Origin of the sequence: Corynebacterium sp. KPL1818 (assembly GCF_000478135.1) — a bacterium.
Lineage (GTDB): Bacteria > Actinomycetota > Actinomycetes > Mycobacteriales > Mycobacteriaceae > Corynebacterium > Corynebacterium accolens.
The window spans coordinates 498243-512053 of record NZ_KI515759.1; the positions used below are offsets into that span (position 1 = coordinate 498243).

Consider the following 13811-nt stretch of genomic DNA (forward strand, 5'->3'; position numbering starts at 1 on the left):
TTTTGCCGCTCGGAGGCCCGCCCGCCGCAGATGGGCGAGCGCGATAGGATGGGAAAGAAACAAAGTTTTAACTCAAAGTTGTTAAGAAAGAGAGGCCCGCAATGGCGATCAGAGTAGGAGTCTTGGGAGCGCAAGGGCGCGTCGGCAAGGCGATTGTTGAAGGCGTTAATGCCGAAGATGACTTAGAGCTCGTGGCGGAAATTAGCCGCGGGGATGACCTGCAGCAATTGGTTGATAATCACGCAGAGGTCATCGTAGATTTCACCCAGCCTGATTCAGTGATGGGGAACCTGGAGTTTTGCATCGCGAACGGCATTCACTGCGTGGTGGGCACCACTGGCTTTGATAAAGAGCGCTTGGACCAGGTGGAGCAGTGGACCCGCCAAGAGGGTGCTGGAAACGTGCTGATCGCACCGAATTTCGCCATCTCTGCCGTGATGACCATGGTGCTTGCCAAGCAGGCGGCGAAGTTCTTCGAGACCGCAGAGGTCGTGGAGTTTCACCACCCCACTAAGCTGGATGCGCCTTCCGGTACCGCCATCCACACCGCAGAGGCCATTGCTCAGGCGCGCCGCGATGCCGAATTGGGCGAGATGCCGGATGCGACGGAAAAGTCCCTCGAGGGCGCGCGTGGTGCGAATGTAGACGGAATCCCAGTACATGCCGTGCGTACCCGCGGCATGGTGGCCCACGAAGAGGTTATTTTCGGTGCGCAGGGGCAATCTCTGACCATCCGCCAGGATTCCTACGACCGTTCCTCCTTTACTCCCGGCGTTTTGGTCGGTGTGCGCGAGATTGCGCAGCACCCGGGATTGGTCGTCGGGCTAGACAAGTACCTGGGGCTGTAACGGTATGGCCACTGCGAGTGAGCTAAATATCCAGCTCATTGCCGCCACCGAGTTTCACCCGCCTCAGGGAACGCAGTGGCGTGCCGATGAGACGGCGACCGATGGCGAGGCCCTCGTCGAATTCGCGGGGCGGGCGTGTTATGAGTCTTTTGACAAGCCCAACCCGCGGACCGCGACGAATTCCGCTTACCTGCACCACATCATGGAGGTAGGCCATACGGCGCTATTGGAACACGCTACGGCGACGATGTACATCACGGGGCTCTCGCGTTCAGCCAGCCATGAATTGGTGCGCCACCGGCACTTTTCCTTTTCGCAGCTATCCCAGCGCTTTGTCCATCCCAATGAGATGCACGTAGCGCTGCCCAAGCTGGTGGAAGAAGATGAACAATTGCGCCGGTTGGTCATGCAGGCCGTGGATGACACCCGTTTTGTCTACGATGAGCTGCTCGAGGCCTTGGAAGAAAAGCTGGATGAGCCGAATGCGCTGCTGCGAAAGAAGCAGGCGCGGCAGGCGGCGCGCGCGGTTTTGCCCAATGCGACGGAAACGAGGCTCGTCGTTACCGGCAATTACCGCGCGTGGCGCCACTTCATTGGGGCGCGGGCGGCCGAGCACGCTGATACGGAATTGCGCGAAGTGGCGGTAGAGTGCTTGAAGCATTTGCAAGACCAAGCACCGGCGCTTTTCGATGACTTCCATATCACCACGTTGGCCGATGGAACGCAGATGGCCGCAAGCCCTTACGCTTAACACGCGCCACCCCGATGCGGCCAAAAGGTGCCCTAGCGGGTAACCTTGACGGCTATGAGCACAGGTATGACAGCAAAGACTGGCGTTGACACCTTCGGTCGCATTGGCGTCGCCATGGTCACTCCGTTTGATCGTGACGGTGCGCTGGATGTAGAAGCGGGTCGCCGCCTGGCAGCTCATCTCGTAGACAACGGCGTGGATTCACTCATCTTGGGTGGAACGACGGGCGAGTCTCCTACCACGTCCTTGGACGAAAAGTTGGAGCTGCTCAAGGCCGTAAAAGAGGAAGTAGGAGACCGCGTCCGGATCTGTGCGGGCGCCGGAACGAATAACACCGCCACCTCTATTGAGGTGGCCCAAGCTTCCGCCGCCGCAGGAGCCGATAGCTTGCTCGTGGTGACTCCGTATTACTCCAAGCCCTCCCAAAAGGGCGTCTACGAGCATTTTGCCGCAGTTGCTGATTCTACGGATTTGCCGATTTGCGTCTATGACATCCCTGGCCGCTCGGGCATCCCAGTGGCGTCGGATACGCTCCGCCGCCTTGCGGAATTGCCGACTATCCAAGCCGTGAAGGACGCCAAGGGCGATCTTTCCGCGGCCGCAGAACTCATCCAAGAAACCGACTTGGCGTGGTACTCCGGTGATGATCCGATTAACCTGCCGTGGCTATCCCTCGGCGCTTCGGGTTTCATCTCCGTTATCGGTCACGCCGCACCGCGTGCCTTGGTAGAACTCTATGAAGCTTTCGATGCGGGCGATTTGGCCCGCGCGCAAGAAATAAATTACTCAACGCTTCTTCCACTGACCCGCGCTCAGGCGCGGTTGGGCGGAGCGACATTTGCAAAGGAAGCTCTGCGCCTGCAGGGCTTTGAAGTTGGCGATCCCCGCCTTCCTGTTACCGCCGCAAGCGAAGAGGAACGCGAGGTACTTCGCCGTGATTTGGAACAATCTGGAGTCCTTTAAGAATGACTGAACCCCGTAACCGTTCCCGCAAGGTCACCCGCAAGGCGGGTCCACCTTCGGAAACTGAGACCGCCTCCAATGAGGCGGCTTCGCCCGTATTTCAGGCCCCTGCCAATAACGCCGGCAATGCCGGAAATGAGGACCAGGGCAACTCTGGCAAGAATAACTCTGCCGATAACAAGAACGACGGCGATAACAACGGCCGCCGCTCGCGTTCCCGTGGCGGCCGCGGCCGTGGCCGTGGCGGAAACGGCAATAATGGCAATGGCCAGGGAAATAACCACGGTGGCAATAACCACGGCGGCAATAACAAGAACAACAACGGTGGCAACGGAAAGAACGGCAACGGCAAGGGCCGTGGCCGCAATAACAATAACCGCGGCCGCCGCAACGTGCCGAAGTCCATGCAGGGTGCTGATTTGACCAAGCGCCTGCCGGAACCGCCAAAGCAGGCGAAGGATACCCTGCGCATCTACGCCTTGGGTGGTATCTCCGAAATCGGCCGCAACATGACCGTCTTTGAGTACGGCGATGAGCTGCTCATCATTGACTGCGGCGTGCTCTTCCCATCGTCTGGCGAGCCTGGCGTGGACCTCATCCTGCCGGACTTCGGGCCGATTGAAAAGAAGATCGACAAGGTCAAGGCCCTCGTGGTCACCCACGCCCACGAAGACCACATCGGTGCCATCCCGTGGCTGCTGAAGCTGCGCCCGGATATCCCCATCGTGGCCTCCCGTTTCACCATCGCGCTTATTGCAGCGAAGTGTAAGGAACACCGCCAGAAGCCGAAGTTCGTTGAGGTCAATGAGAAGTCCGACGTGACCTACGGTTGCTTCCGCGTTCGCTTCTGGGCGGTTAACCACTCCGTGCCGGATGCGCTCGGCATCATGCTGGGCACCCCGGCCGGGAATATCATCCACACCGGTGATATCAAGCTGGACCAAACCCCGTTGGATAACCGTCCGACCGACCTTCCGGCGCTGTCCCGTTACGGCGACGAGGGCGTTGACCTCATGCTGTGCGATTCCACCAACGCCACCGTGCCGGGCGTATCCGCCTCCGAGGGCGATATCCCAGCCAACTTCAAGCGCTTGGTGGCTAATGCGAAGCAGCGCGTCATCTTGGCCTCCTTTGCCTCGAACGTCTACCGCGTGCAGGCTGCCATCGATGCTGCCGTGGCCAATGGCCGCAAGGTGGCCTTCAATGGCCGCTCGATGATGCGCAATATGGAGATCGCGGAAAAGATGGGCTTTTTGAAGGTCCCGCGCGGCACCATCATCCCCATCGATGAGGCCGCGAAGATGGCCCCGCACAAGACCATGCTCATTACCACCGGTACGCAAGGTGAGCCAATGGCTGCGCTGTCCCGCATGGCCCGCCGCGAGCACCGCCAGATTACGGTGCGCGATGGCGATACCATCATCTTCTCTTCCTCGCTCATCCCGGGCAACGAAGAGGCCGTCTTCGGCGTTATCAATATGCTGTCCCAGATTGGTGCCAACGTCATCACCAATCAGGACGTCAAGGTCCACGCATCTGGCCACGGCTACTCCGGCGAGCTGCTCTTCCTGTACAACGCGGCGCGCCCGCGCAATGCCATGCCGGTCCACGGCGAGTGGCGCCACCTGCGTGCCAATAAGGAATTGGCGATTTCCACCGGCGTGGCCCGCGACCGGACGGTCTTGGCGCAAAACGGCGTTGTGGTGGATCTGCGCAAGGGCCGCGCGGAGGTCGTCGGCCAGCTGCAGGTTGGCCACCTCTACGTCGATGGCGTGTCCATGGGCGATGTCGATGCCGATACCTTGGCAGACCGCACCAACTTGGGCGCCGGCGGCGTGGTATCCATTACCTGCGTGATTGATAACCGCACTTCCCGCCTGCTCGAGCACCCAACCGTGGCAACCACCGGTTTCTCCGATGATGACCGTGGTGTTGTGCCCGAGGTCGCGGAGATGGTGGAAAACACCATGAATGATCTCGCCGCAGAGGGCGAGAATGACACCTACCGGATGGTGCAAAAGCTGCGCCGCAAGGTCTCCAAGCTCATGGATTCCAAGTACAAGCGCGAGCCGGTTATTTTGCCCACCATCGTGCCGACGAATTCAGGCACGCTGCTTGCCGATGACGCCGATGTCGACGCCAGCCGCGAGTCCCTGTAAGTTCTCCTACAAAAGGATTTAATTCCGGCATAGTTTCTGTGCCCCAGCATTTCGATGACCTCGGTATGCTGGGGCACATGTCGTTTTCATCTTCCGAACGCGCCAAGATGGTCGCGCTTTTTCATCAGCTAGGTCCAGACGCCCCCACGCTGTGTGAGGGCTGGACCACGCGCGACTTAGTTGCCCACCTGTGGGTGCGCGAAAACCGTCCCGATGCCGCAGCGGGCATGTTCCTTTCGGTCCTGCAGCCCCACCTAGAAAAGGAATCCGCTAAGGTCGCCCGCCGCGATTTCGATGAGCTTGTCGATGCCTGGGGGAGGGGACCGGCAAAGTTCAACCCCGCACGTTTTCTCGATGCCCAGCAAAATTTGGGCGAACATTTCATCCACCACGAGGATATCCGCCGCGCCAATGGCCAGACCGAACCCCGCGATTTTTCTGTGGCCGTGCAGAAGAAGCTGCACCGTTTTTTGAAGATCTGGGCCAAATTGAGCCTGCGTAAATCCACCCAGCCGGTGATCCTGCAGCCGGACGGGATGCAGCGCATCGTCGTGGCGGATAAGCACGGGGTAGCCGATCGCGGCGATCGCGTGGTCCGCGTAAGCGGGGAGGTTGGAGAACTCCTGCTGTGGGCGTACGGGCGCGATGTCGTGCAGGTCACCATCAATGGCGACGAGTCAGCCATCAAGATGTCAACCCTGTAGGCTAGAAAAAGCCGCTTTTGTGGCCCGTGCTGCACCTTTTTGGCCCGAACTCGGGACATTTCTCGGTTAACTAGCTCTGCCACGCGTGTGGCGTATGTGATTTGTGGGGTTTTCCGGTTAAGGTAAATGACATGTCTGTCAAAAATGCCTCCTCTCGCGGATCGCGCCGGAACCAGACGCGAGCATCAAAAAGCGCGCCTGGCCGGAAAGCGAACCGGTCGCGGCCGTCTGGCCGCAGCCAGTCCAGCGCCGGTGTGCCAGAGACGCTGGAGATGACCTCGTCTGGGCGCGCGGCAGGAACGACGCAAGAGCGTACGGGGAGCGCATTTCGGGCCGTCGGCAAGGGGCTTGGCTCTGCATTTGGTGCCACCGCGCGCGGAATGGGCAATGTTGCCCGCGGCCTAGGCAATGGCCTTGCAGGCCTGAAGCCGAGCCAGGATGTAACTGCTGACGGCACGGCGGATTTCGAGAGAACAAGGGAGCCACAGGAAATTTCTGATAGCGCCGGGAAAAAGAAGAAAAGTAAGGTAACTCGCGCGCGCGATATCGCAGCCGAAGAGGAGGCACAGGCTTCCGATGAGGCGGCGGCTTCCCCGCAGGGCGGGTTGCGCGTCAATAACCCGGATGCGGTTGCCTTAGTGCTCATTGGCGTAGCCATCGTCCTCGCCGCCACCGTATGGTTTGGCGTCGCCGGCCAGGTGGGCGCCTGGGTGGGCAACCTGGTGCGCTACGTCATCGGCGCCGGCGCGTGGGTGCTTCCCATTGCGCTCGTCGCGCTGGCCATTTCGCTCATGATGGAAATGGATGGTCCATCCGGGCGCATTAATCCGCGCAATGCGGGCGGCACGTCGATCATCGTGCTGGCGATGCTGAGCCTCATCCACATCTTTGCCGGTAATCCGCCGCTCGGATTTACCACCGATACCGCGGGCGGGGCCGGCGGTGTTGTCGGCTTTGCAATCGGCGGGATTCTGGATGCCGCGTTTACCTCGTATGTTGCAGTACCCCTGCTCTTCCTCGTCATCATTTACGGCGCGCTGCTGGTTACGGGAATCACCATCCGCGAGGCCTACGAGCTCGTGGCGGATTCGCTGCGCTCGGCCTTTTCCCGCTTTGGCGGCAGCGAGGCGGACTACGACGAGGCCGACGATGACGATCTCTACGGCCACGTGTCTGGCGATATCGACGATATTGCACATGGCCGCGAGCGCTCCGAGCGCCCCGCCCCGAAGCGCCGCAGCACGTCCACCCCGCGCAAGACCGGTAGCTCCTATCCGGTGCAGTCGCTTGACGATGCCCCCGCAGACGACCACACCGTCGCCTTCAACACCCCGGTCCGTGCGGGTTATGAGCCCGTAGACCGCAGCGACGAAGAGCTGAGCTATGGTGCAGATTCCCGCATGGGGGATACCGATGCCTTCCCGGCAGTAGACGATGCTGACTACGCTGACGACGCGGATTCCACCCAACCGGCCCTGCCAGAAAGCGAGCCCACCCGCGTCTTGGGTTCTGCCACCGGTGGTTCTTCCGCCGGCCGCAAGTCGCGGGCTGGCCGAGCGGCTGGTGCTGGGGCCGCTGGAGTCGCTGGGCCTGCTGGCGCCGGTGCTGCCGCTGCTTCTGGTGTGGCTGGTGCCGCAGGTGCAGCCGGCAAGGCCAAGGGCGCTGCTGCTGGAGCTGCCGCTGGTGCCGCGGCCGCTGGTGCCGCCAAGGCCGGTTCCGATGCTGTGTCTTCGGCGCACGAGGAAGCCCGGCGCTTATTCCGCGAGCGCTCTGGGCGCGATGCAGCCACCGGCGCACAGGTGGAATCCACCGCGGCGGCGGAACAGCCTGCCACACAGCCCCAAGCGCCCGCGCCTGCGCAATTTGGCAACGACAACTATGCGGTGCCCTCTACCGATCTGCTGACCCCAGGCACGCCTGCGAAGGAACGCACCGAGATCAATGACCGCATCATTGAGGCCATTACCGATGTCTTCGAAGAGTTCAATGTCAATGCTCAGGTGACTGGCTTTAGCCGTGGCCCCACGGTGACCCGCTATGAGATTGAGCTTGGACCAGGCGTTAAGGTTTCGAAGATTACGAACCTGCAATCCAACCTGGCCTATGCCGTGGCTACCGATAACCTGCGCTTGCTCACGCCGATTCCGGGCAAGTCCGCAGTGGGTATTGAGGTTCCTAACCCAGACCGCGAAATGGTCCACCTGCGCGAGGTCTTGGACGCGCCCAGCATGACGTCGTCCCCGGACCCAATGTTGATTGGGCTGGGCAAGGATATTGAGGGCGAATACACGTCCTTTTCCGTGCAGAAGATGCCGCACCTGCTGGTTGCCGGCGCTACCGGTTCCGGTAAGTCTGCATTCGTGAACTCCATGCTGGTCTCGCTGCTTACCCGCGCCACCCCGGAGCAGGTACGCCTGATCCTCGTCGATCCAAAGATGGTCGAGCTCACGCCGTATGAGGGCATTCCGCACCTGATTACGCCCATCATTACCCAGCCGAAGAAGGCCGCCGCGGCCCTCCAGTGGCTGGTGGAAGAGATGGAGCAGCGGTACATGGATATGAAGGCCGCGCGCGTGCGCAAGATCGAGGACTATAACCGCAAGGTTGTCTCCGGCGAGTACCAGGCCCCGGCAGGTTCCGAGCGCGAGGTTCGGCCGTACCCTTATATCGTCTGCGTCGTCGACGAGCTGGCGGACTTGATGATGACCGCCCCGAAGGAGATCGAGGACTCCATCGTCCGCATCACCCAGAAGGCCCGCGCCGCCGGCATTCACTTGGTGCTTGCTACTCAGCGCCCGTCTGTCGATGTGGTCACCGGCCTCATCAAGACCAACGTGCCTTCCCGCTTGGCCTTTGCCACCTCGTCCTTGACCGACTCCCGTGTCATCTTGGACCAAGGCGGTGCGGAAAAGCTCATCGGCATGGGCGATGGTCTATTTATCCCGCAGGGCAAGCGCCCAGTGCGCATGCAGGGTGCATTCGTCTCCGATGACGAGGTTATGGATGTCGTCGAGGCCGCTAAATCTCAGGCCGCCCCGAACTACACCGAGGGCGTGACCGAGGAAAAGCAGTCTGAGGCGAAGAAGGAGATCGACGATGACATTGGCAAGGACATGGATGACCTCCTCGAGGCCGTCGAGCTTGTGGTGACGGCCCAGCTGGGTTCCACCTCAATGCTGCAGCGCAAGCTACGCATCGGCTTTGCCAAGGCCGGCCGCCTGATGGACCTGATGGAATCGCGCGGCGTCGTCGGGCCATCGGAAGGCTCCAAGGCTCGCGAGGTGCTGGTCAAGCCCGAAGAACTCGACACCATCCTGTGGATGATTAAGGGTGCCGACCCTGCCGATGCCCCCAAGGAAATCCAGGACGAGATGAACCAGGAAGAAGACGATGATGCCGGTGATTCCGCAGATTCCGCTCTTTCCGATGCCCCCGATGCGCCCGATTCCGATACGCGGACGGTGCAAGCGACCTATAACCCATCGTCCGGGGCCTTCTAAGTAGTGTAAGATGGTCACGGTCTTGGAGGGGAGTACCCCACATTCGGCATAGATCGTCAACACGGTAGCTGTGCGCTCCCGGTCGTGTCGGCCCAGCGAGGAATATCCGCTGGGCGGGGGAGACCTCCGGTCACTTTCTTAAAGTAAATTCGACCGGAGGGATCTCGCGATGAACGTCCCATTGTGGGTGTGGCTGGTCACCGGTGCGGTGATTTTAGCCTTTTTTATATTCGACTTTTATTCTCACGTGCGCAGTCCACATGAGCCCACCCTGAAAGAGTCGGGCCTGTGGACCCTTTTCTATATTTGCGTCGCCGTAGTTTTTGGCGGCGTCGTGTGGGCCGTGTGGGGCCACGAGCACGGCATCCAGTTCTTTACCGGTTATGTCACAGAGCAGGCGCTTTCCGTGGATAACCTCTTCGTATTTGCGCTTATCATGGGATCCTTTAAAATCCCGCGCAAGTACCAGCAAAAGGTGCTGCTTATCGGCATCATCATCGCCCTCGTCTTACGCCTCGTATTCATCCTGTTGGGCGCGGCGGTTATCGCGGCGTGGTCCGATATCTTCTACCTCTTTGCCATCTTCCTGCTCTACACCGCCATCAAGTTGGTCATCGATGAGATTCGGGACGCGCCGGAGACCAACCCGAACGATATGGCCATCATCAAGCTCGTGCGCAAGGCGGTAGATGTTACCCCGCAGTACCACGGGGATAAGCTCACCCACCGCGTGGACGATGGCTCTAAGAAGGGCAAGTTCGCCTTCACGCCGCTATTCGTCGCGCTGGTATCCATTGGGCTTATCGATGTCATGTTTGCCTTCGACTCCATCCCGGCAATCTACGGCATTACCTCAGAGGCGTTTTTGGTCTTTACCACCAACGCATTCGCGCTGATGGGCCTGCGCCAAATGTACTTTCTTATCGATGGCCTCTTGGACCGCCTCGTCTACCTGCCTTATGGCCTGGGCATCATCTTGGGCTTCATCGGCGTCAAGCTGCTTTTCCACGCGTTGCACGAGAATAACCTGCCGTTTATCAATGGCGGCGACAACATTGAATCCGTGCCAGAAATCTCCACGATCGGCTCGCTGGTGGTCATCGTTGGAGTCTTGGTCATCACGGTTCTTGCATCGGTTATCAAGAACATGCGCGATAAAACCCAAGGCGTAGTGGCTGTATCCCACAACCACTACGACTGGGACGAGGAAGGAAATAAGATCGTGCGCAATACGCGCGGCGATTACCTGGGCAGGGCCGAGGATCTGTCCAAGGAAGACCTACCCAACTAAGGGGAGAGCCTAGAAGCGGGCTTTAACCGGATTCCACTCGCGGAAGCTGCGGCCCTGGAGGCAGCCTTCTTGATAGAAGGGATCATCGTTCATCAGCTGGATGACATCGGCTACCTCGGTGTCATCATCGTTAAAGCGCACAATGATGAGCGCGCCTCCTTGGGAATCCGTGAACGGTCCCGAGGCCACGATGGTGCCCTCATCAAATAGTTTCCCGGTGAACTCGCGGTGGGCCGGGCGGACCTTCGCTATCTCTGGGTTGGCCGGGTTGTATTCATAATTGACTGCAAAATATTTCATACCGGACAGTATAAATTCTCGGGGGAGTGTGCCGCGAGACCATAACCCAAGCGGGTAGTATGTATAGGGTGAATCAACCCGGAGCACAGTCAGCGCAGTCCTCGGATGTGAATCCGCAGGTCTCTAATTGGAATCTGCCAAATGCCCTTACCTGCCTGCGTATCGTTTTCATTCCGGTCTTTGCATGGCTGGTCATCGGCGGCCATCAGTGGTGGTCTTTTGGCGTCTTCGCCGCCTTAATGCTCACGGATAAGCTCGATGGCGATATTGCCCGCGCCCGCGGGTTGATTACCGATTTTGGCAAGATTGCCGACCCCATTGCTGATAAAGCGCTCATGACCACAGCGCTTGTCTGCCTCAATATCGTCGATCAGCTTTCGGTCTGGGTCACCGTCATTATTCTGATCCGGGAATTCGGCATCACCATCTGGCGCATGGCCTTGCTGCGCCGCGGAAAAGTCGTCCCAGCCTCTAAAGGCGGCAAGCTAAAGACTGTCCTGCAGTCCTTCGCCGTGGGCTTATACTTGTGGCCGCTTCCCTCGTGGATGGATATTCCTACCTCCTTCATCATGTGGATGGCTGTCGTGGTAACGGTCATTACCGGCGTGCAGTATCTCATCGATGGACAAAAGCAAAATAGCTAAACGCAATGACCTTTACAGAATCTGACCTCGTTGCCTTATTGACAGAGCGCCACGAGACCGTGGCCTTGTGCGAATCGCTGACTGCCGGCTTAGCCAGCGCTACTATCGCTTCGGTGCCAGGCGCGTCTGCCGTCTTGCGCGGTGGCCTTATCACCTATGCCACCGAGGTGAAATCTCACTTTCTGGACAAACCAGTCTCAGAGATCGAGCGCGTAGGCGTCGTCTCTGGCGAAACTGCAGTTGATATGGCTCGCGCCGCTGCTGCGGAAACCGGGGCGGATTGGGGTTTAGGGCTTACCGGCGTCGCTGGGCCCGATAAACAAGAAGGAAAAGAACCCGGCACGGTATTTTTAGGAATCTATTCCGCCGGGCGCATAGCGCAGTCTTTTTGCTTGCGTGACTTGGGCACTGAACGAAACCAAATTAGAAAGGCCACGGTAGGAGCTACGATCGCCCAACTTGGTGCGATCCTCAAAAATTTTCCTACCAGTGGGGAACAAATTTCATCGAAGGAGCGTTAAAACTTACGATGAACATTTCTACAGCAGTCCTCGACCACTCGGCGCAGACTGCCGCGGAACCTGCGGCAGCGGCACCATCGGCGCCACAACCTGCCCGTGCCCCCGAGCCACTATTGCGTGAAGCATTGGGCTTGACTCTGCGCGCATTCCGCGCGGATAAGTCAGTTACCCTGCGTGAATTGGCTAGCGTTGCCCGCGTGTCACCGGGCTACTTGTCGGAGCTCGAGCGAGGCCGCAAGGAAGTTTCTTCTGAGCTATTGGCCTCCGTGTGCCATGCGCTCGACGCGTCTGTGTCTGACGTCTTGATCGAGGCTGCCGGTTATATGGCGCTGCCGTCGATGGATGAAGAGCTCGCGCATACCGCGCCGGCTGCTTCTGAGCTTTAACGCGTGCGGGATTCTGAAAAGAATAGCCGCGGTGGATACCTGCGATTAGTAGCGGCAGAGCCCTAGGCGTTGGGTTACTATGAACACGACAACGCGACGCATTACCACATTCCCTAGAAAGGTCTAGAGCATAATGGCGAATCCATTTGTTAAGGGTTGGAAGTACCTCATGGCACTGTTCGATAATAAAATCGAAGAGAATGCCGATCCGAAAATCCAGATTGAGCAGGCCATCGAAGATGCCCAACGTCAGCATCAAGAGCTATCGCAGCAAGCCGCGGCGGTTATTGGCAATCAACGCCAGCTGGAGATGCAACTTAACCGACGCCTCGCCGAGGTCGAAAAGCTGCAGGGCAATACCCGCCAAGCGCTCGAGCTTGCCGATAAGGCACGCGCCAACGGCGATGAGAGCAAGGCCGTGGAGTATGAGAACGCCGCCGAGGCCTTTGCCGCTCAGCTGGTGACCGCAGAAGAGTCTGTGGAGGACACGAAGAAGCTCCATGACCAGGCATTGCAACAGGCTGAGCAGGCCAAGCGCGCCGTAGAACGCAATAATGCCGCCCTGCGCCAGAAGGTTGATGAGCGTTCGAAGCTGCTATCGCAGCTGGAGCAGGCAAAGATGCAGGAGAAGGTTTCCGAGTCTTTGAACTCCATGAACGAGCTCTCGGCCGGCGGCAACACGCCTTCGCTCGATGCCGTGCGCGATAAGATTGAGCGCCGTTACTCTAAGGCTCTGGGGCAGGCGGAGCTGGCGGAAAATTCCGTCGAAAACCGTATGGCCGAGGTGCAGCAGGCGGGTATCCAGATGGCCGGCCACTCCCGCTTGGAGCAGATCCGTAGCGAGATGAACTCCACGAAGTCCGTAGAAGCTAACCGCACTCAGGCCATCGAGGGCAATAAGGCCTCTGGTTCCGCTGCGGATCAGGCAGCGCAGCCGACCGCGAATGATGACGCCGTCCAGGCTCGCCTGCGCGAGCTGCGCGGAGAGTAACTTCGTCATCCCGGGCTTGCCATAGCGCAAACTGCACACTAGCCTCCGATCTTTCCTTTCCCGTTTCGAGCGGTGGGGGAAGGCGGAGGCATTTTGGTGCTAGTTGGGCATGTGCCTAGGTTTCCTTAGTCACCGACGCCGCGGGCCTGGAGGGCTTCGCCGATGGCTCGAGCGCGCCGAATGGAGCGAATGATGACGGGCGTGACAAAGGCCGAGGGGGAAAAGCCAGCGCCGCGCGCCTTGCGGGCATCGAGAACCTCGTAGACCGTTTCGAACATGAGGGGGATGAGGCGGATTGTCAGGGACATCGCCAAGCTGATGTTTTCTACTGGGACGCCGAAACGATTCAGCGGCTGGAGGGATTCTTCCAGGGATTCCATGATCGCGTCGACCGTCGAGGTAAGCGTTAATAAGAAGGCCAAAATCATGGCGGCCAAGATGTTAAGGAACATCACGGCGGCGTAGTCAAAATCCTTCGCCCACCATTGGAAACCGGCAAGGGGGATGAGGATGACCAAAGGCGGCCAGAGCTGGCTCCAGGCAATCCGTGGGGGAATGCGGGCGATGAAATACGTCAATGCTGCAGCGATCACCGCGCCGCCGGACCACGGCAAAGAGTTGAAAAAGATGCTGGTAACCAGGATAAATACCAGCAAAATGAGTATCTTCCAGCTGGGCTTCATCCGGTGGATTACCGTCGTGCCCGGAACATATACGGATAGCGGAATATTGGTTCTGCGTCGGGTCATTGGA

General features: G+C 59.3%; 13 protein-coding genes. 11 read left to right on the forward strand and 2 right to left on the reverse strand.

The window, feature by feature from the left end; all coding sequences use genetic code 11:
- The first annotated feature begins 101 nt into the window (after positions 1-101).
- From dapB to HMPREF1261_RS08100, 7 genes are all read left to right on the forward strand, one after another.
- Positions 102-848 (forward strand): 4-hydroxy-tetrahydrodipicolinate reductase, encoded by a 747-nt coding sequence (gene dapB / locus HMPREF1261_RS08070; RefSeq protein WP_023030587.1) that lies wholly within the window; start codon positions 102-104, stop codon positions 846-848.
- 4 nt (positions 849-852) lie between these two features.
- Entirely contained in the window at positions 853-1599 is a 747-nt protein-coding gene (gene thyX / locus HMPREF1261_RS08075) for an FAD-dependent thymidylate synthase (protein ID WP_023017334.1), read from the forward strand.
- A 54-nt stretch (positions 1600-1653) separates the two neighbouring features.
- Positions 1654-2562: a 4-hydroxy-tetrahydrodipicolinate synthase gene (gene dapA / locus HMPREF1261_RS08080; protein ID WP_034654087.1), complete on the forward strand. Its 909-nt coding sequence runs from the start codon at positions 1654-1656 to the stop codon at positions 2560-2562.
- Between the two features lie 2 nt (positions 2563-2564).
- Positions 2565-4721, forward strand: coding sequence for a ribonuclease J (locus tag HMPREF1261_RS08085; protein WP_023030588.1), 2157 nt, complete (start codon positions 2565-2567; stop codon positions 4719-4721).
- Between the two features lie 65 nt (positions 4722-4786).
- A complete protein-coding gene (locus tag HMPREF1261_RS08090) occupies positions 4787-5425 on the forward strand; it encodes a TIGR03085 family metal-binding protein (RefSeq protein WP_005278818.1) in 639 nt (212 codons plus the stop codon).
- 131 nt (positions 5426-5556) lie between these two features.
- Complete coding sequence (locus HMPREF1261_RS08095; protein WP_023030590.1) at positions 5557-8925, forward strand: DNA translocase FtsK; 3369 nt, start codon at positions 5557-5559, stop codon at positions 8923-8925.
- Between the two features lie 169 nt (positions 8926-9094).
- Positions 9095-10216 carry a TerC family protein gene (locus HMPREF1261_RS08100; protein ID WP_023030591.1) on the forward strand — a complete coding sequence of 374 codons (1122 nt, stop codon included), beginning with the start codon at positions 9095-9097 and terminating at the stop codon, positions 10214-10216.
- 9 nt (positions 10217-10225) lie between these two features.
- Here the strand turns inward: HMPREF1261_RS08100 and HMPREF1261_RS08105 are convergent, their stop codons facing one another.
- Complete coding sequence (locus tag HMPREF1261_RS08105) at positions 10226-10516, reverse strand: YciI family protein (protein ID WP_023030592.1); 291 nt, start codon at positions 10514-10516, stop codon at positions 10226-10228.
- Positions 10517-10575: 59 nt separating this feature from the next.
- Here HMPREF1261_RS08105 and pgsA point away from each other — a divergent pair, with 59 nt between their 5' ends.
- The 4 genes from pgsA to HMPREF1261_RS08125 all read left to right on the forward strand — a co-directional run bounded on the left by pgsA (position 10576) and on the right by HMPREF1261_RS08125 (position 13058).
- Positions 10576-11160, forward strand: a complete 585-nt coding sequence (gene pgsA / locus HMPREF1261_RS08110; protein WP_023030593.1) for a CDP-diacylglycerol--glycerol-3-phosphate 3-phosphatidyltransferase — start codon at positions 10576-10578, stop codon at positions 11158-11160.
- Between the two features lie 5 nt (positions 11161-11165).
- Entirely contained in the window at positions 11166-11681 is a 516-nt protein-coding gene (locus HMPREF1261_RS08115; protein ID WP_023030594.1) for a nicotinamide-nucleotide amidohydrolase family protein, read from the forward strand.
- A gap of 8 nt (positions 11682-11689) precedes the next feature.
- Complete coding sequence (locus tag HMPREF1261_RS08120; RefSeq protein ID WP_005278839.1) at positions 11690-12067, forward strand: helix-turn-helix domain-containing protein; 378 nt, start codon at positions 11690-11692, stop codon at positions 12065-12067.
- A 133-nt stretch (positions 12068-12200) separates the two neighbouring features.
- Positions 12201-13058 carry a PspA/IM30 family protein gene (locus HMPREF1261_RS08125; protein ID WP_023017343.1) on the forward strand — a complete coding sequence of 286 codons (858 nt, stop codon included), beginning with the start codon at positions 12201-12203 and terminating at the stop codon, positions 13056-13058.
- 125 nt (positions 13059-13183) lie between these two features.
- On the opposite strand, the gene HMPREF1261_RS08130 is transcribed toward HMPREF1261_RS08125, so the two are convergent.
- Positions 13184-13807 (reverse strand): energy-coupling factor transporter transmembrane protein EcfT, encoded by a 624-nt coding sequence (locus HMPREF1261_RS08130; protein WP_023030595.1) that lies wholly within the window; start codon positions 13805-13807, stop codon positions 13184-13186.
- Between the last annotated feature and the right edge of the window lie 4 nt (positions 13808-13811).